20 protein-coding genes and 1 other annotated feature are annotated in these 18,940 nt (G+C 44.7%); all 20 genes read right to left on the bottom strand.

Going from position 1 to position 18,940, the window contains the following annotated elements; translation table 11 throughout:
• On the bottom strand, positions 1 to 311 hold a 311-nt coding region (locus AC1DWN_RS13425; RefSeq protein WP_477559403.1), incomplete at its 3' end, for a crossover junction endodeoxyribonuclease RuvC.
• 322 nt (positions 312 to 633) lie between these two features.
• Positions 634 to 1,272, bottom strand: a complete 639-nt coding sequence (locus AC1DWN_RS13420; protein ID WP_477559402.1) for a BofC C-terminal domain-containing protein — start codon at positions 1,270 to 1,272, stop codon at positions 634 to 636.
• Positions 1,273 to 1,796: 524 nt separating this feature from the next.
• Positions 1,797 to 3,776, bottom strand: a complete 1,980-nt coding sequence (locus AC1DWN_RS13415; protein ID WP_477559401.1) for a LysM peptidoglycan-binding domain-containing protein — start codon at positions 3,774 to 3,776, stop codon at positions 1,797 to 1,799.
• 408 nt (positions 3,777 to 4,184) lie between these two features.
• On the bottom strand, positions 4,185 to 5,057 hold the full coding sequence (gene pheA, locus AC1DWN_RS13410) for a prephenate dehydratase (protein ID WP_477559400.1): 873 nt from the start codon (positions 5,055 to 5,057) through the stop codon (positions 4,185 to 4,187).
• Entirely contained in the window at positions 5,054 to 6,031 is a 978-nt protein-coding gene (gene thrB, locus AC1DWN_RS13405; RefSeq protein ID WP_477559399.1) for a homoserine kinase, read from the bottom strand. The genes pheA and thrB overlap by 4 nt, the downstream gene beginning before the upstream one ends.
• Before the next feature lie 5 nt (positions 6,032 to 6,036).
• Positions 6,037 to 7,323, bottom strand: a complete 1,287-nt coding sequence (locus AC1DWN_RS13400) for a homoserine dehydrogenase (protein ID WP_477559398.1) — start codon at positions 7,321 to 7,323, stop codon at positions 6,037 to 6,039.
• Between the two features lie 24 nt (positions 7,324 to 7,347).
• Entirely contained in the window at positions 7,348 to 7,785 is a 438-nt protein-coding gene (locus AC1DWN_RS13395) for an ACT domain-containing protein (RefSeq protein WP_477559404.1), read from the bottom strand.
• Between the two features lie 244 nt (positions 7,786 to 8,029).
• Positions 8,030 to 9,355 carry a GTPase ObgE gene (gene obgE / locus AC1DWN_RS13390; RefSeq protein WP_477559397.1) on the bottom strand — a complete coding sequence of 442 codons (1,326 nt, stop codon included), beginning with the start codon at positions 9,353 to 9,355 and terminating at the stop codon, positions 8,030 to 8,032.
• A gap of 13 nt (positions 9,356 to 9,368) precedes the next feature.
• Complete coding sequence (locus tag AC1DWN_RS13385; protein WP_477559396.1) at positions 9,369 to 10,106, bottom strand: Spo0B domain-containing protein; 738 nt, start codon at positions 10,104 to 10,106, stop codon at positions 9,369 to 9,371.
• Positions 10,107 to 10,328: 222 nt separating this feature from the next.
• Positions 10,329 to 10,640, bottom strand: coding sequence for a 50S ribosomal protein L27 (gene rpmA / locus AC1DWN_RS13380; RefSeq protein WP_477559395.1), 312 nt, complete (start codon positions 10,638 to 10,640; stop codon positions 10,329 to 10,331).
• Positions 10,641 to 10,697: 57 nt separating this feature from the next.
• Positions 10,698 to 11,033 carry a ribosomal-processing cysteine protease Prp gene (locus tag AC1DWN_RS13375; protein ID WP_477559394.1) on the bottom strand — a complete coding sequence of 112 codons (336 nt, stop codon included), beginning with the start codon at positions 11,031 to 11,033 and terminating at the stop codon, positions 10,698 to 10,700.
• Between the two features lie 12 nt (positions 11,034 to 11,045).
• On the bottom strand, positions 11,046 to 11,357 hold the full coding sequence (gene rplU / locus AC1DWN_RS13370) for a 50S ribosomal protein L21 (protein WP_477559393.1): 312 nt from the start codon (positions 11,355 to 11,357) through the stop codon (positions 11,046 to 11,048).
• A gap of 15 nt (positions 11,358 to 11,372) precedes the next feature.
• Positions 11,373 to 11,462: a sequence feature (ribosomal protein L21 leader region), on the bottom strand.
• Positions 11,463 to 11,543: 81 nt separating this feature from the next.
• Positions 11,544 to 12,779 carry an Rne/Rng family ribonuclease gene (locus tag AC1DWN_RS13365; RefSeq protein WP_477559392.1) on the bottom strand — a complete coding sequence of 412 codons (1,236 nt, stop codon included), beginning with the start codon at positions 12,777 to 12,779 and terminating at the stop codon, positions 11,544 to 11,546.
• 37 nt (positions 12,780 to 12,816) lie between these two features.
• Positions 12,817 to 13,698 (bottom strand): M50 family metallopeptidase, encoded by an 882-nt coding sequence (locus tag AC1DWN_RS13360; protein WP_477559391.1) that lies wholly within the window; start codon positions 13,696 to 13,698, stop codon positions 12,817 to 12,819.
• Positions 13,691 to 14,602, bottom strand: a complete 912-nt coding sequence (locus AC1DWN_RS13355; protein ID WP_477559390.1) for a peptidoglycan DD-metalloendopeptidase family protein — start codon at positions 14,600 to 14,602, stop codon at positions 13,691 to 13,693. Before AC1DWN_RS13355 ends, AC1DWN_RS13360 begins: the two co-directional genes overlap by 8 nt.
• A gap of 160 nt (positions 14,603 to 14,762) precedes the next feature.
• Positions 14,763 to 15,908 (bottom strand): FtsW/RodA/SpoVE family cell cycle protein, encoded by a 1,146-nt coding sequence (locus AC1DWN_RS13350; RefSeq protein WP_477559389.1) that lies wholly within the window; start codon positions 15,906 to 15,908, stop codon positions 14,763 to 14,765.
• 7 nt (positions 15,909 to 15,915) lie between these two features.
• Entirely contained in the window at positions 15,916 to 16,707 is a 792-nt protein-coding gene (minD, locus tag AC1DWN_RS13345; RefSeq protein ID WP_477559388.1) for a septum site-determining protein MinD, read from the bottom strand.
• A 3-nt stretch (positions 16,708 to 16,710) separates the two neighbouring features.
• Positions 16,711 to 17,376: a septum site-determining protein MinC gene (locus tag AC1DWN_RS13340; RefSeq protein WP_477559387.1), complete on the bottom strand. Its 666-nt coding sequence runs from the start codon at positions 17,374 to 17,376 to the stop codon at positions 16,711 to 16,713.
• A gap of 65 nt (positions 17,377 to 17,441) precedes the next feature.
• Positions 17,442 to 17,966, bottom strand: a complete 525-nt coding sequence (gene mreD / locus AC1DWN_RS13335; RefSeq protein WP_477559386.1) for a rod shape-determining protein MreD — start codon at positions 17,964 to 17,966, stop codon at positions 17,442 to 17,444.
• A complete protein-coding gene (gene mreC, locus AC1DWN_RS13330; RefSeq protein WP_477559385.1) occupies positions 17,963 to 18,826 on the bottom strand; it encodes a rod shape-determining protein MreC in 864 nt (287 codons plus the stop codon). Before mreC ends, mreD begins: the two co-directional genes overlap by 4 nt.
• Positions 18,827 to 18,940 lie beyond the last annotated feature (114 nt).

Below are 18,940 nucleotides of genomic sequence, written 5' to 3'. Positions count from 1 at the left end.
GGCGTATATTCGCCTATTATTAAACCGCGTTGTGCGGCAGCTAGTATGATAACGCCCCTCGCTTGTGCTACATCAAAAGCCGTCGTTACATTTCGGTTAAAGAACAGCTTCTCAATCGCTACGGCATCTGGTTTATATTTATCCATTAAAGAGATTGCAGATTCATAGACTTGCAGCAAACGCTCCTCTGGCGGCGTATGTGCTTTCGTCTGAATAGCACCATATTGCACAGGTACCAGCTTATGCCCTATTTTATCGATAAAACCAAAGCCAACAATGGCTATACCCGGGTCTATTCCAAGAACGCGCAAAATTCCAACTCCTCAAAGTCTTACGAAGTAAGACTAACTTCGTAAGCATACTCCTTGTTTTACGAAGTAAAACTAGCATCGTAAGCATTATCTTAGTTTTACGAAGTAAAACTAACTTCGTAAGCATTATCTTAGTCTTACGTAGTAAAACTTACCTCATAAGCACTCGCTTTGTTTACTCCACTCATTATAGCAAAAGTTGGCGTGAATGAGAACGCGCGTTTGATATTTAAGCAGCGAGTGGTTTTAACGTGATACGAATGGCAAATTACACGCGAAGAAGAGGACATCTTTTCAGATGCCCTCTTGCTCTATCGATTGACTAATAAGTTGGCTTCATTACCTTCTCATTCAACTCTTTCGCATAGTCGCTATACGTTGATAATACACTGTTGTACTCATCAATATCACTAATTCGTATTCCGTTTGCCAGTTCATCAAGCTTGTCCTGCGGGAGGCTGCTTTCCATAAAACGAACATCTAATTGAAAGAAAGTACGAACGACCTTCTCTTTTTTCGGCACACCGTCATAGAGCGTCAGATTACCCGCTTTATCCATGCCCATATAGGCATTTAACTTACAGTGCTCTGATAAATCATCAATACGCTGCTCCAAAAGTACAGAGTCTTTTTTCTTGTCCAGAACAGCTTTCCAATTGGGGTGAACAAGCAGAAGCTCCGCGAGCTGGCTCGGCATCATTCGGCCTAACGGCTTATCTTCTTCCCCACACACATAGACAATGTGCATATTAACTGACAATGGTTCTTTCTGTTCCAGCAGCGTTTGAATGATGTTTTGGTGCTGCTCCTCCGGTCTTACTGCTGCTTGTACACTCTCAGTCAGCTCTAAGCTATGTCCAAATACAAGCAAATACAGCAAGATACTGCCTAGCATCCAATGTGGTCGACGATTTCGACGCAGTCGTTTTTTTATTTGCTTCCAGAGGCTGAATTCCATCATGAGGAAGACCCCTTTTACTATATTTTTTGATAGTATGACTCCACAATTACTTATTTATGCAAATGATTTCTAGCTCGCCCATACTAAGACCAAACGAAGAGCACTTGTGCTCCCGAATTACGCTGATGTGACACATCTGATCATGTGAGGGCTACTTGTGCTCCCGTTTTCCGCAGTTACTTTAAGTGTAGGGATGTAGCCTAGGTAGATTCGATTTCTTTGACTGTACTTTTGACTGTACTTCATCCAATCATAATCCTATCCAATACGATATTTTCGTACTTGAATGTATTTCATCCAAGCTAATCGCCCATTTCTTACTTAAATGGTGATCAGCTTCGTGTTTGATTGGATCAATTCCATTCAAAGACATAAATAAATGAAAAAGCTAACGTTTGAATGGATTAAATCCATTCAAATTGTCTTTCAATCTTTCAGGTAAAAAAACAATGATAAAAAAAAACTTCCATCTCTCCGCAGCATCGAGGAGAGAACAGAAGCTTTTTGCGCCTACTATGAGTTAATTAACGATTTATCCAAGGAAGGTTACGACGGCTTCTTCCTTGTTTTGGCCTTGAAGTTACCGTCCGGATAACCGCTTTTTTCGTGTTTTTCCGTTGAGCTGGTGCTTTAGCTGCTTTTGTTACTCCATCAACCGACAATTTATTAGCGCTTTGATTGACGCGACTTCCCTTACAGCCGCAATCATCTTTATTGGCGCCTGCTGTTTGTGGCCATGTTGGGTATGGCGGGTATGGTGGATATGGCGGGAAAGACGCTACTGGATATCCATAGCCATGTTCTGATTCTTGATGCGCACTTGCCTGTGCAACACCGTGTCCATACCCAGACTGCTTGCTCTCTGGTGATACATTAGAATTGCCATATCCATACCCCTGTTCAGGCTTCATGTGTGAAGGAGAAACCCAGCCTTGGTTCGGCCCCATTTCCATTGGTGATACCATCCCTTGATTTGGTCCCATACCCATCGGCGAGACCCAACCTTGGTTCGGACCCATCTCCATTGGCGATACCATTCCCTGATTCGGGCCCATACCCATCGGCGAGACCATTCCCTGATTCGGGCCCATACCCATCGGCGATACCATTCCTTGATTCGGGCTCATCCCCATCGGTGATACCATCCCGTGGTTCGGACCCATCTCCATTGGCGATACCATTCCTTGGTTCGGACCCATACCCATCGGTGATACCATCCCGTGGTTCGGACCCATCTCCATTGGCGATACCATTCCTTGGTTCGGACCCATACCCATCGGTGAGACCCATCCTTGGTTCGGACCCATCTCCATTGGTGATACCATTCCCTGATTCGGCATCGCTGAGGCTCCAGCTGTCCAATTACTGTTATTCTCTAATGTGCTTTGCTGCATTGGGTTAACCATAGGCATCCCATATCCCCCGCCATATCCAGCTCCGGACGGCATGGTTGATGGAGACGGGTAACTTCCAATGTAGACCGTTCCTGGAGGACAATCATACGGACCAACCGGCCCTTCACCATTCGGATTAATCGCACTAGTAAAAGGTGTTGGCTGTTGCCAAGCACCATAACCGTGACCGGTATGTGCTGGCAGTGTCATCGGTTGCGAGTAACCATAACCACTGTAAGTAGGTTGCTGCATATTGGGAGATATCGCTTCAGGTGCTTTTGGTAAATCATATAATGACATCGCTTCGGTGGCAGGTACGCCGTATTGTTTAAATAAATCAACACTTGGCTTGTATTCAGAATGGATCGGATGAAGCTTTTTCTCGACTGGCTTTTCAATCGGCAACGCCTTTTTCGTTGCTGGCTCAACCGCAATAGGCTTAGGAGCAGGTGCTTCTTTAGGTGCAACTGGCTTTACGATAGGCGCATTTGGTTTAGCAACAGGCGCATTGGGCTTTACAACTGGTGCCGTTGGCTTTTTCTCTACCGGCGCTACGGGCGCTACTGGAGCCACGGGAGCTGGAGGCACTACTGGAGCAATTGGCGCAGTTGGTGTCTTCCCTGTTATTGGACCCGTCGGCGTTTTACCGATAATAGGAGCTGTAGACATTTTTCCTACCAGTCCCTGTACACCCTGCATAATGGATGTTGGGTGCAGCGCATGATGCCCTGTGTTATTCGGAGCACTGTCCCCCATATTAGTCGTTGGTGGAATCGTTCCGCTAGCCTTTGGAATGTTAACTATTTCCCCTGTCAACAAGACATTTGGGTTTTTTAGCTGTGGATTCGCTTTAATCATATCCGCAAGTGGCACTCCCCACGCTTTAGATAGCTTCCATAGCGTATCCCCCTGCTTCACGATATGCTGATGCATGATGTCCATTCCTCCCGAACCATTTTGGCTAGATGGAATTTTTAATTTTGTTCCCACCTCGATGTCATCCGGATTCGTGATTCCCGGATTCAGCTTCAAAATTTCTTCCAGCGATACGTTATACTTTTGGCCGATAAAGTACAATGTATCTCCTTTTTTTACCATATGAATTTTCACTCGCTGAAAACCTCCTGTCACGTTCTGAGTAACCAGGCACTGCATGCGCCTGCTATCATTCCTTACATCCTATGCAGAACATGGGCAGGTGTCTCCACTTTCACAAAAAAAATAGTAAAGCCGAGCACACTTTTTACTGTGCACCCGGCTTTACTTGTTTCATAATGGCTATTCGAATACTTTAACACCGTCTACCGATCCCATTTTACGGAATACACCTCGTCAGCCACATACACATAATGCAGCGTGAAAGGCTCCTCCTTGAGCTTATAACCGTATACACACTTAGTTCCTAACAGCACCACTGTGTAATACCCTCAAGCGCGCCTACATAGCACTGAGGCGTAAACGCGGTACCATTTTCAATAAAGCTCCAAACACCCTAAAAGCATGCCGCCTTACAATTAATTAAATAAGCTGTTCTTCGTTAAAGCTCGGATAGCTTCCTAGTACCCGAATTTGACATCCGATTGCTTCAATTTCTTGGAGAGCTGCAGGTAGCAGTACGGTGTCAAGTGCCATGTCGATATCGATATAAAAATAGTAATTGCCCAGCTTTTTCTTCGTAGGACGGGACTCAATTCGCGATAGGTTAATTTTCCGCCATGCGAATGCTGACAGCATCTGATGTAGACCTCCTGGATAATCCTCAGGAAGCGTTACTAATATGCTAGTCTTGATCATATCTGAGTGACGTGCTGTGTACGGCTCTGAACCAACAAGCACGAAGCGAGTGTAATTGTTGTCATGATCCGTAATGGCACGATTCAATACATCCAAGTTCTCATTCGCTGCTGCAGTCATCGTTCCGATTGCGGCCCAGCCAGCATCCGGATTGTTTTTCACGATTCGTACGCCTTCGGCAGTGCTGCTGACATGCTCCGTGACAGCATGCGGCAAATGTGTCCGCAAAAATTGCAGGCATTGTGCAATTGCCACTGGATGACTAATCACTTTTTTGATACGCGAATAATCTATGTGACCAGATTCGTCAATTAACTCCGATTGACTTCCTATGAGATTCTGAATAGACGGATATACCCATTCGGCTTGAATCGGAAGATCAACCTCATGGACCAGCCAGTCCATATGGAGGCTAACCGAGCCTTCTATCGTATTCTCGATGGGGATAATGCTATAATCACTTACCCCGTTGACCGTAGATAAGAACACGTCTGATATAAGACGATGATGCTTCCAACTTATTTCCTCGCCGCGAAACAAATGTCTCGCCGCTTCATCCGATACGGAACCGGCTGGTAATACCGCAATCGTCTTCATTTTTTAACTTCTCCTTTAATCCTATCCAGTAACGGAATTGCTGCATGCTCCGCTTTATTTTCGATCGTAATTTGCGGACCATTCCCGCATGGCGACAGCCATAACGTATCAACGGCAAGTCCTTCCTGCTTCAATGTRTCTACAAAAAAGCTTTCCAACGCCGCTTTATCTGGACAATCTGCTGCTACAAATGCGATTAGCGTTGGACCGGCCCCGCTGAGCGCAGCTCCAAGAGCGCCATGGTGCACTGCATGCTCTAAAATAGTCGCCATGCCGGGAATTAATGCTTCACGGTAAGGCTGATGCAGACGATCCCTCATCGCGTGACGAATAAGACTAAGCTCGCCAGTAGCAAGCGCAGCAACTAGCAAAGAGCTGCGACTGACATTAAATACAGMGTCTGCCATACTTATTTGCGTTGGAAGTGCCGTTCTTGCCTTCTCGGTAGAAAGCTGAAACGCAGGAATGGCTACCAACGTCTCTAGCATAGGATGTGGAGCAATACGAACATAATCCGCGCGCTCTCCATCCCAAGCGGATACGACAATTCCACCAAACAGAGAAGCACCAACATTATCTGGATGTCCTTCTAAAGCTGTTGCCATTTGAAACAATTTATCATCAGACAGCGGACTGCCAATCAATGCATTCGCGGCAACTAGCGCTCCTATTATCGCCGTAGCACTGCTTCCTAATCCGCGAGTGAGCGGGATATCACTGTACATCGAGATGTACAGTTCTGGAACAGACACTCCGGCTTCTTGGAATACATGCTGTGCCACTTTATAAATCAAATTTGATTTATCCTTAGGCAAACCACTCATCTGATCGCCGAGAAGCTGAAATTCAGTTTGATCCGACACGCTCATTTCTATCCATGAATATATGGATAAAGCCATTCCGAGCGTATCAAAGCCTGGACCTAGATTTGCCGTACTCGCGGGTATTTTAACGATAACTCTGCGATTTTCCATACGGCTTAACCTTCTACGCGGTATACGCTCTTCACTTTATGAACCACATCAAGCGATTCGAACGTTGCCAATACCTTCTGAATAGCTGCTTTATTCGCATCATGAGTAATGACGATAATCTCAGCATCCGGATTCATAGGGGTAGGCTGTTGCAAGACAGATTCCAGACTAACCTCAAAGTCAGCAAATACTTGTGTGATACGTGATAGAACGCCAGCGCGATCAGCTACTTTTAGAAGCAAGAAATATTTGGATGAGATTTGCTCATCTGTCTTCAGCTTCTTCTCTTTGTAGGACAGGCTTCCTTGTCTGCCGTTTACACCGAGCTTCAAGTTTTTCGCAACGGCTACAAGATCGGATACGATTGACGTTGCAGTAGGAAGCTCACCGGCGCCAGCACCGTAGAACATCGTTTCACCTACGGCCTCACCGTACACATAAACCGCATTAAACACTCCGTTAACCGAAGCTATTGGATGAGATTGCTTTACCATTGTTGGTTGTACACTTATGCTGATTAGATCATCTTGACTCTCAGCGATACCGAGCAGCTTAACTTCATAGCCTAGACGCTTCGCATACAAAATATCTTCTTTACTTACAGAAGAAATACCTTGAACGGAAACATCCTCAAGCGCTACATTAGCACGGAAGCCGATTGTTGCAAGAATTGTCATTTTTCGAGCAGCATCTAATCCTTCGACATCTGATGTCGGATCCGACTCTGCATAACCAAGCTCCTGTGCTTCCTTCAGTACGTCTAGATAGGACGCGCCTTCTTGGCTCATCTTTGTCAAAATAAAGTTAGTCGTACCATTAACGATACCCATAATTTTCGTAATACGATCAGAGGCGAAGCCTTCTACAAGCGTGCGAATGATTGGAATACCACCTGCTACGCTTGCTTCATAAAGCACATCGCAGCCGTGCTCTTTTGCTTTTTCCAAAATTTCTGGACCATGAAGCGCCATCAGATCTTTATTTGCCGTTACTACATGCTTGCCAAGCGAAAGAGCTTCTAAAATGTATTCCTTTGTGAGCGTAATGCCACCCATTACTTCAACAATGACATCAATGTCAGGATGACGAATGATTTCCCATGGATCCTCTGTCAGCTTATTCGCATCAACAGCGATATTACGTGATTTTTCTTTATTTTGGACAAGCACCTTTTCAATGACGATCGGTGAACCGACCTGACTTTGCAAATCAGATTGATGTCCCTCTACTATGCGAACTACACCTGTTCCAACTGTTCCTAAACCTAATAATCCTACTTTAACCGGCTTCATATATTCCCTCCATTGTTGTAACTCTTATCCTTGTCCAATGACTGATGCTTTACGTACACCAGTTAGACTGCGAAGCAATTCGACCAGCGATGTCAGATCCCCGGAAAGCTGCGATATATCGACGGAAATGACGACGTTAGCAAAGCCCTGCAGCGGAATAGTCTGATTCATCGTCAGCACATTACCCTCTAGACTAGCCACCGTACTGAGCACCTTGGACAACACACCCGATCGATGCTCTAAATCCATGGAGATCGTCGCAATTCGTTCCCGTTTCAGCTCATTAAGTGCATACACGCCATCTTTATACTTATAAAAAGCGCTACGACTGAGACCCACACGTTCAACCGCTTCATGCACGGTAACCGCGTCCCCACGACTTAGCATCTCTTTCACTTGTATCGTCTTCATAATTGCTTCCGGCAAAATATCCTCCCGAACGACATAATAACGATTATCCAGGATTTTTGTCCTCCTCAAAAAGACAATTGTTCATCTATAGTGGACATTATATCGAAGTTTTCGAAAGGTGGCAATAGGTAAAATGATTATATAACAAGCCCAAACGACTATTGCCGTCCTCTATTACAAAATATTCGTTTCCCGGAGATAGATAAGTTCAATTGTATCTGAAATTAATAAATTTTAAAATCAAAAAAAGACGGCTTCCGCCGTCTCTTCTTTGTTTCTAATATTTTGTAATGTACTAGCCGTTCGGGTTATAATCGCTGCCCTCGAAAAATTCGAATGCGAAGTCGCCGATCTGCACCATGTCACCATCTTTTGCACCTAGCTTACGCAAGGCAGCATCGACGCCCATCTTACGCATAACACGAGCAAATCGCATAACAGCATCGTAAGACGTCAAATTTGTCCGCTTCATGAACTTCTCGATTCCTGCGCTTACAACAACATATACTTCGTCCTCTTTATGGATGGTGAACGATGTATCCTCACGTTTCTCGTACGTATACACTTTCCGTTCTGAAACGTCCTTCACATCTTGTATTTCAACCTGCTCTGATACCGTATCGAGAAGATCAGCCGCTTTATAAAGCAATTCTTGAATACCTTGCTTCGTCAGTGAGGATATCGGTACAATCTGATACTCACGTTCGCCGCGCACGGCATCAAGCTGCTGCTTAAATAGCTCCAGCTGCTCTTCTGAGTCTGGCATATCCATCTTGTTAGCCGCGATAATTTGCGGACGGTCAGCAAGTTTCTCATTGTAATGCACAAGCTCAGCATTAATCTTAACCCAATCATCAAAAGGATCACGTCCTTCTGAAGCTGACATATCGATAACGTGAACAATTACCCGTGTCCGCTCAACATGACGTAAAAATTCATGACCAAGGCCGACACCTTCATGAGCGCCTTCAATTAGTCCTGGCAAATCCGCCATAACGAAACTTCTTCCCTCACCAACGTCTACTACGCCTAAGTTAGGTGTAATCGTTGTGAAATGATAAGCTCCGATTTTTGGCTTTGCTCCTGAAACGACAGAAAGCAATGTCGATTTACCTACACTCGGGAAACCAACAAGACCAATATCCGCCATTACCTTAAGCTCAAGCACGACCCAACGCTCTTGGCCTTCTTCACCGTTCTCAGATATATAGGGAGCAGGGTTGCTTTGAGAAGCAAAGCGAATATTGCCTCGTCCACCGCGTCCACCCTTGGCAATAACGACCTTTTGTCCATGCCGAGTCATATCTGCAATAATTTCCTGAGTATCATCATCAATGATGATCGTACCTGGCGGTATACGTACCGTTGTATCATCAGCACCTGCGCCATGCATACTTTTTACTTTACCACGTTCGCCGCGATTAGCCTTAAAGTGCTTCTGATAACGGAAATCCATTAGAGTACGAAGMCCTTCATCCACTTGGAATATCAGGTCGCCCCCGCGTCCGCCATCACCGCCTGCTGGTCCACCCTGCTCTACATACTTCTCACGACGAAACGAAACGATACCATCGCCGCCGTCGCCGCCTTTTACATATATCTTCGCTTTATCGACAAACATGTTGTGCCCCCGTTCATACGCGCATCTCTGCCTTCAGCAGCACTTTTGCATAAGACTGCTCGAAGTTAATCGGCTGCATTAACGCGCCTTCCAATTGCTTTTTTATTTTTTGCTTCCATTGCTGTTCATTCATTAACTCGCCTTGGTAATAAAATGCCGCATATAGCGCTTCATCATCCAGTGAAAGCTCCAGCCTTAGAACAGCTGTATCACCATAGCCAGGCTTCACTGCAAACCGATAGGCGTTAATCGTATGAATGAGCGTTTCGGCTATCTGATCGGCTTCTGCCGTTATTTCATTTAAATGAATTTCGCCGTGTATGACAACCTGAAGCTCTAGCGAATTCGTAATCGTACGAAAAGATTGAATAAAGCTTATTAAAGAAGGAACGCCGAGCTTCGATATACTGCTTTCCCCACCCATTCGTTCACTTATCTTCTCCACATATTGGACTGCTTTATCCATATTTTTGAGTCGAATATAACCATATACCACTTGTAAGTCGTTCATCCAGTCATGACGATGATGATTGAGCGTTCGTGTTGCCGATGTCTGCAACGATTGAATCGTACGTGTTGTCTGATTCGTATGCTCTTTCCGTTCCGCCTGTATCCAGTAAAACGCTGCAGCTATAAGCCAGACGAAAGAGAGAGCAGTTAACCACACTTTAGAAGGCCAAATAAATACCGCAGCACAAGGCAATACAGCACTTGCCGCTACGTAATACTTCGCCGCTGTTAAGCGTCCCATCGATTAAACCTACCTTCATCATATTTCCTAGCTTATCCATTATAGCATGCGTCAAACGCCTGGTCATCTGCTCACTGAATAAAAAAAGCCCGGCCTAACAGTGCAGGCCGGGGCTGGTGAGCATATAAGAATGCAAAAGGTTAACCTTATACGTTCATTAATAGCTCACCGCGTAAATGATGACGTACCGCCAGAAGACGGCATTAGCCGTTTACGCTTTTATTATGCTTCTACTGCTGCAGCTACCGGAGCCAAAGCGACAGGGTATACGCTCACTTTTTTGCGATCGCGTCCCCAACGTTCGAACTTCACTACGCCTTCAATTTTTGCATAAAGCGTATCGTCTTTCCCGATGCCTACGTTAGTTCCTGGGTGAATTTTTGTTCCGCGTTGGCGAAACAAAATGCTTCCAGCAGATACGGTTTGACCATCAGCACGTTTCGCCCCAAGGCGTTTCGACTGCGAGTCACGTCCGTTTCTAGTGGAACCAACACCTTTCTTCGAAGCGAAAAGCTGAAGATTCAGTTTCAACATAGTTATTCCCTCCTTTTCAAAGGTTTGTGGAGCAAACCTGCTTCTTCAAACTTTCGTTTAAAGAAGCTCATCATGAATTACGACATGCTTGCCGTAAGATTGTGCAATAGTGTCCAACATGACCGCCATCGATTCGAGCAGCAATTGCATCCGTCCATCAGCCTCTTCGTCTGTCAGCACCGGAATATCCGATGACAGCCATCCGTTCTTCATCTTGGCAGGAAGCGCTGCGCCAGCCAAAGCTTCGATTGCATTAACGGTACCAACCGAAACGGCCGATACACCAGCGCATACGATATCTTTGCCCGGCTTCGCATATTTAGCATGTCCTTCGACAGCGAAAGCTACGATCCGTCTATCAGCGGTGTTACGTACAAACGTCACTTTTATCATTGAAAATCCAGCTTACGCTTGAATTTTCTCGATTGTTACTTTTGTGTACGGTTGACGATGACCTTGCTTACGTTTGTAGTTCTTTTTGGCTTTGTATTTGTAAACGATGATCTTTTGGCCTTTTCCTTGTTTTTCGACTTTACCTGTTACAGTAGCGCCGGAAACAACCGGAGTTCCAGTTACAAGACTGTCACCCTTGGATACTGCCAAAACACGATCAAACGTTACGCTATCGCCTGCGTCTGTGTCCAGTTTTTCGATGTAGATAACATCGCCTTCCTGAACTTTGTACTGCTTACCGCCAGTTACAATAATTGCGAACATTGTTGGTGCACCTCCTTATTTTCGAAGACTCGCCTAATTCAGGTGGCATACGGCAGAAGCCGCAAGCACTTGCAAACCCAATCGGAGCGGTACTTGTACATCTCATTCCTCACTGAGGTACGAGACACACACACCCAAACAGTTTATCATACTATGCAAGCTTTAATCAACCTGTTTCGTTAAAACCTATTTATACTTGATCGTTGCCCCGCATGATAGGCACTTTTCCCTCAACTGCTGAACTGCATTCTCCCGAGCCTTCTGGCGTGTCAGTTCAAGCAGACCGAGTCTCGTCCAGCCTAAGATCGAGCATTTAGTCTGGTCGCTACGAGCTTTGTCCGTCAATCTTTGCATAACCTGCTCACGATTTTCATCGTGCTCCATATCAATAAAATCAATAATTATAATACCACCGACATCGCGGACACGAAGCAACCTTGCAATTTCATCCGCTGCCTCCATATTGGTGCGAAAGACTGTATCCTCCAAATCAGATGTTCCGATAAATTTTCCAGTATTAACATCAATGACCGTTAGAGCTTCCGTCTCTTCCCAAATGAGATGTCCACCGTTCGCGAGCGGAATACGTGACCCGAATGCAGTTGTGACTTGTCCATTCACGCGATAAGCTTCAAATAAAGATAAACTAGAGTCTTGCTCATACAACTTTATACGATCCTTAAGCTTAGGTGTCATCTCCTCAAGCAACGCTGCTGCTTCATGGAAACGATCGGCATCATCAATCCAGATCTCATCCATATCAACCGTTAAAGTATCGCGTACCATGCGGCGCATTAACCCCGCTTCATGATGAATCTCTGCAGGCGCCTTTGCCTCCATGCTGCGAATGGCTATTCCTTCCCACAGCTCTCTTAGCTGAGAAACGTCTGCGGATAAGGATTGTTCACTTTCACCACTTGCAGCAGTTCGCAAAATAATGCCTTCCTCCCGCTGCTTAAGCTGTTCCCCTACTATACGTAAGCGTGATCGTTCCTGCTCGCTGCTGATCTTCTTGGAGACGCCCACATAGTCGGCGTTTGGCATATATACGAGCCAGCGACCAGGAAGTGTAAAATGAGTGGTCACCCTAGCTCCCTTTCCGCCAAGCGGTTCTTTCATTACTTGTACGAGCAGCTCTTGCCCCGGTCTAATTAGCTCCTGAATAGGCGTCTTTTGTTCCGGCTGTTTGTCCAAATGAGGATGCAGTAATTCATCAATATATAAATAAGCATTTTTGGACAGACCAATATCAACAAAAGCAGCCTGCATACCAGGCAACACATTTACAACTCGGCCTTTATATATATTGCCTACTAAACCACTTATCTTTGATCGCTCCATAAAAAAATCGACTAGAACGCCATTCTGCAAGACAGCAGTCTGCAGCATTTCACCTTGAACATGCATCAACATTTGCTTCATATCCGAACATCACCTGCCAGTACGCTTTTCATCTATTTTAACTGAAAAGCTCATTTACTGCACGATTTGGATTATTATCGGATAAACAACCTTCAACAATTTGCTGTTCCGGCAATACTTTCACAACCTTGCTGTGCGGTTCAACCATATAAATCAAATGATATTGCTCTCTCCGAAATAATCTAGCTACGGTTAAAATCGATTGCCTACCATTTACGATAATGGGGCTGGCCCGATGCCCCTTGGTCATGCTGCGAACCGCAATACGCCCCCTATGCATAAGAAATCGATAAAATAAATAAGGGACATTGCGATGATACGTCCAATTCGTCATCAATAAAAAGATACCAACAATTAATAGGTTTAGCTGTATCCCATCTCTGTAAATCAAAACAGGAAGAAAAGAGCTTAAAACCATCATAATACTCAGTACTATGCTAATTCGAGCCGACCAAACGAGCATTTTATAATAATTCACCGCGTAGCTTAGAGCTGCTTGCAGCAGCTTGCCCCCGTCTAGCGGATGAATAGGCAGCAAATTAAACAAACCAATCATCAGGTTTGCTTGGCATACATACTGCGCCCAACCGGATTCCCACCAGCCGAGCTCTCCACATAACCATGCAGCAAGACCCATCCATAGGTTTTGCAGAGGACCGGCAATCGCTACCATCGCTTCCTCAGCAGCTGAAACACCTCCTGCCTCGTCAACCTCAACCACACCTCCAAATGGAAGGAGCTTCACCTCACGAATGGTCCATCCGAAACCTCGTGCGACAAGGACATGTCCGAGCTCATGCACCAATACGAGTAGAAATAAAGTTAATAGCTCAGCGAAGTAACCTGTCAGGACAGATCCCAGCATAATAATGACGAACAACGGATGAACGGACCAAACGATTCCTTTCCATTTAATCAATCGGTATCACGCCCACGGGATCTATGTAACGATCATTTTGCTTTACGGCAAAATAGAGCAAGCTTGGCTCCGTTCCTCTCGACTCCAGAAGCTTACCAATTGGATCGCCGGCCTCTACCCAGTCGTTCAMCTTCACCTCTGTCTTACCAAGCATCCCGTACACAGTTATCCTTTGATTGGCATGTTGTATGACGACGGTAGTGCCGTCCCCTTCTTCTTTTGTCAAATGCATCACCCTACCAGTTTCAGATGCAACCACCTGCTCCTGCGATGTACCAGCAAGCTCTATTCCATTCAGCATTTCAGCAAATGTTCGAACGAGTGAGCCATTTGCTAAGGGCGTTACGATTGGAAGCCGCACAGTGCCTTCCGCCCCTACTGCTTTTGGAGAATTTTCCTTAAAGATGGGGATAAAGGATGGAGCGCCAGCGAATGTATTTCTATACCAGGCTGATGCCGCCTCAAAGTTAATCTCATCCTTAAGCGCATACTTAACAATGGCTTGTCCCTTCAATGTCCATTCCGTATCATAACGAAACATCCCCCAGAGCACGGCGAATAATAGAAAGGAGATAGCCAGCTTCCATTGAAATTCTTTGCGAAAATTGTTACCGCCTCGGTTTAGTGATTCGTCATCTTTACGAGTTACGGGTCCATTAACGAAGCTTCGTTTACCGTATAAACCTTCTTCCTTCTCCCAGCTTGCCCATGGATTCGGATTGGTTTTCCATGCGATCTCAGGATCGAGTTCGTCCATAGTATCATTGTTATCCACACGATTACGCTTGTATGTCTCGATCTGTTCCTCGTAAATAGGGTTCACTTGGCTCGTAGTCCGTTTATTTTCTATCAATGATTTTATCTTCTGCTCTCTGCGCTGCTTCACACCATCCTTCATACCCATTCCGCATCCCTCCTATGTATCGCCGCTGTTTACCATTGACTATCGTTTATACATAAATATGAGCGGAGTGAGACAAGTATGCGGACATAGTTAACACAAAAAAAAGCTGAGCTTGAAAGGAATATAATCCTTTTCAAGGGCAGCTTTTTATACAACCGATTTAATCAGCCATCTCGTATTTCTCTTGATGTGCTTTAATGCTGAAAACAAGTCCTATTGACAACATATTGAGAATAAGTGACGTACCGCCATAACTTATAAACGGCAACGTAATACCAGTAATCGGCATAATGCCAATCATCATTCCAATGTTTTGGAATACCTGGAACACATACATCGAGACAATGCCTATAACGATATATGAGGCTCGCAGGTCATAACACTGGAAGGCAATCACGATCATCCTATATATCAGCAAAAAGTATAACAGCAGCAATATAGCCGAGCCTTGGAAACCGAATTCCTCTCCAATTACAACGAAGATGGAGTCAGAATAAGGATACGGAATAAAACCGCCTTTTTTCATGTCACCCTTCAAAAAGCCGTCTCCTGTAAGACCACCGGAACCTATCGCAATTTTTGCATTTTCCGATTGATGTCGGGCATCCGGAGAAGCCTCTTCTGGGTTAATGAATGTGTTGATCCGTTCATGCCAATGTTTCTTTTTATGCAGATCCAAATAATCATAAATTTCTTGGTTGAACATGTTAAACAAGGTCACGAAAGCAATCAAGCCTGCAATAACGACGGCTAAGCCTATCACTACATGCGTATATTTAACGTTTCCTATCCACAGCATACCAAGAACAATTACTAAATATATGATCGCATTTCCAAGATCCGGCTGAACCATCACAAGCATAAATGGCAAAAAAGTAAACGCGCCTATCGGAAGAACATCGTTCATCAACGTTAAAGGATCACCCTGCCGGCGTCCCATAAGGAAGGCAATTCCAATAATAAGTACTATTTTCACCATTTCCGCAGGCTGGAATAAAAAGTCACCCGGCAGCTTAAACCAGCCGCGTGCTCCGTTAATTTCCGCACCAACGAAAAAAACGAGAATAAGAAGAGCAACACCGATTCCGTAGATGACATACCAGCTCTTCAGCACCAAACGATAATCGAACAAGGTAGCTCCAATAGCGACAAAAAAACCGATCCCATAATAAATTAGCTGCTTTATTTCTGAACCAGCATATTTCGTATCGGCCGTTGCGCTGTGAACAATAACTACACTAATAATCATGAGGAATACGAGAATCAATAATATTCCCCAATCCAATTTTTTCAGCTTGTTAAGCAAAAGGCAATCATCCTATTCCCAGAAACTTACGAAAACGTTTGAAAGCTCCAGCCTTCTCATCCAGCAGCATAAGCGGTACCATATCTCCAAGAATACGACGTGCAATGTTCCGATAAGCGATGGCTGCACGCGACGTCGGGTTCATAACAGTTGGCTCACCGCTGTTCGCCGCCATTATAACCTTCTCGTCATCTGGAACGATTCCGATTAAATCAATCGCCAGAACCTGACAAATTTCATCTATATCCAGCATTTCACCGCTCTTCATCATATTTTGACGAATTCGATTAATAATTAGTTTAGATGGAATTTTATCTTGTTCAAGAAGCCCGATAACACGGTCAGCATCACGAACCGCTGCATTTTCAGGTGTTGTTACGACAATTGCGCAATCAGCACCAGCTATAGCTGTACGAAATCCATGCTCAATACCAGCAGGGCAGTCGATAATCACATAATCATAATCCTTCTTAAGCTCTAAAATCATGTCGCGCACCTGTTCCGGTGTTACGGCATCTTTGTCCTTCGTTTGTGCTGCCGGCAGCATATAGAGCTCATCAAATCGTTTGTCTTTTACAAGCGCTTGATTCAAGCGGCATCGGCCCTCAGCTACATCTACTAAATCATATATGATCCGATTTTCCAGACCCATAACAACATCTAGATTACGAAGTCCAATGTCGGTGTCGACCATGCATACCTTTTTGCCAAGTAGGGCTAATGCCGTTCCTAGGTTTGCCGAAGTGGTTGTCTTGCCAACACCACCCTTACCCGATGTAACAACAATCGATTCTCCCATGTTCTACACTCCTTTAAACATAATAGGATTATGACGTATGCGGTGTAACTGTGATATTTTGTCGATTTGCATTTGTCCTTCGCTTAAAAATGCGAATTCCATTGTCGCATCGCCGGTCATCCATTCCTCCGGCGGTCTGCTGATCACATCCGCTATTCGAAGCTGTGTAGGCCTCATGAGTGAAGTCGCAATGATAACGTCGGTTCGGCCATTAATGCCTGCATGCGCTATACCGCGTAATGCACCTAGTACATAAATGTCTCCCGTGCACAAAATTGTACCACCTGGATTCAGATCACCTATTAGAAGTAGATCACCATCATGCTCAAAGGTTTGACCTGAGCGAATAAGTGTCGTAAGCACTAATGGACGTAACTGCTGATTAAGCTGAGAATCTACTTGCGGCGTATCCGAATCAACGGATTGAACCATTAAGTTGCCTTGTGCTCGAATGACATTTTTTATACGATCTTTATCTTCTTCATTCACTTGCCGCGTACCTAGCTTAACGTGGACGTGGACTAATGGGCCAGTTAGTAATTGTTGATGCGTCTTCTCTAGCTTATATTGCAATTCATCCAGAAGTGCCCCGAATTCACACTTATCGTCGAGAAGGAACACGAGACCTTCCTTGACGCCTTTAATTATAATATGTTGCTTCTCGGTCACGTTCGTCCCTCCCCAACCTAATGGATTCTTGCTTAACGGTACAAATTCCTGCTTATACCCTTTAATTATTCCTCATCCTTCTCGTGATTCGCCATCGTTTGTGATTCAAACATTTTTCGAACGGGAACATAGATGGAGAGCGCGAAGGCTAGCTGCAAAAACAAGCTCGGTAAAATATAATCTAGCAAAGCCCATGCAAATGCATCATTTGTTATACGAAATACTTTATAGATAAAAAACAGAACGCTATCGTAAAGAAGACAGGCAAAGCCGATAACGGCGATTGCCATCATAATCGTTGCGCGGCGACGCTCGAACAGAACTCCCGTAAAGTAGCCGATGAGCCCCATTATGAATGCATGTAAGCCTAACAAATGACCAAAGTAGACGATATCTTGAAGTAAACCGAAGCTTGTACCAAGCAATAATGCACGATGACGCCCGCTATATAGCGCAGAGAAAATAACAATGATAAAGATAAAATGCGGAATAATTCGATCCCCGAAGTTGCCAGGAATAATCCACGGCATGACAGCTCCTTCTATTACAAACAAGAGCAGCATCAGCAGTATGATTCGGTTCATGCTCATTCCAAAGCATCCTCCGCTTCAGGGTTTTGAACAACGAACACTTCCGTTAAATGATCAAAGCTTGCAGCAAGCTTAACGGCTGCAGTATATGTTAGTCCGTAATCACCGACTTGCTTCGATTCTACTGACCCAATTACCAGACCACGTGGATATACATTACCAAGTCCTGAAGTTATAACGGTATCTGAAATACTCATCTTATCATTTTCAGCGATTTTCGTCATGATCAGACGGTTTGTTTCTGAGTTATAGCTGCTTAATATACCAAAGGATTCATTCTCACGCCCCATAATGGTTACTGCGATTGAATTGAATGTCGGTGACGCTTCATCTAGCTCAGTAATTGGCGTGACCGTAGCTGAATAAGGCGTAACGGAGCTAACAAGCCCGATTAACCCATCTACCGTCGTAACTGCCATGTTAGGTTTTATACCATTTTTCGAGCCTAAATTTATGTTCATAGACCGGTTATTCGCATCGTTGCTAACAGAAACGACCTGTGCAATTAAATAATTATAATTATACATTTGCTTCTGCCGTTCAGTGAAAGATAGTGCCGCTTCCAGACGCTCGTTTTCTTTTGCAATGAAGTTATACGTTATCTTATCTCTAGAATAGGCTGCAGCCGTTAATCGAAGCTGCTCATTCTCTTCATGGATCGTACGAAGATCACCAATTTCCTCAAAGAAACCCGCTATTAAACCAGCGGGCTTGTAAAACCATTGCTGAACGTATGCGGCGGAATCCTTCACAAACTTCTCCGGCCAAGTCAATTCCTTGCGGTCACTAAGTGAAAAGCCGATGACCGCAATTAACAGAATAAACCCGAACATAAGCATAAACATACGCTTATTTCGCATTAGCTTAAACAGCTCGATCACCTACCCATTTCATGTCCATTTCCCCTTTGGACGTTCATTATCGCTTCGATCGAGAACTGCCTCTCGATTTGAACAAATGGATGTGGTCAAGTG

This window comes from Paenibacillus sp. P4_A7 (assembly GCF_056402455.1).
This window is presented reverse-complemented; position numbering and strand designations above follow the sequence as displayed.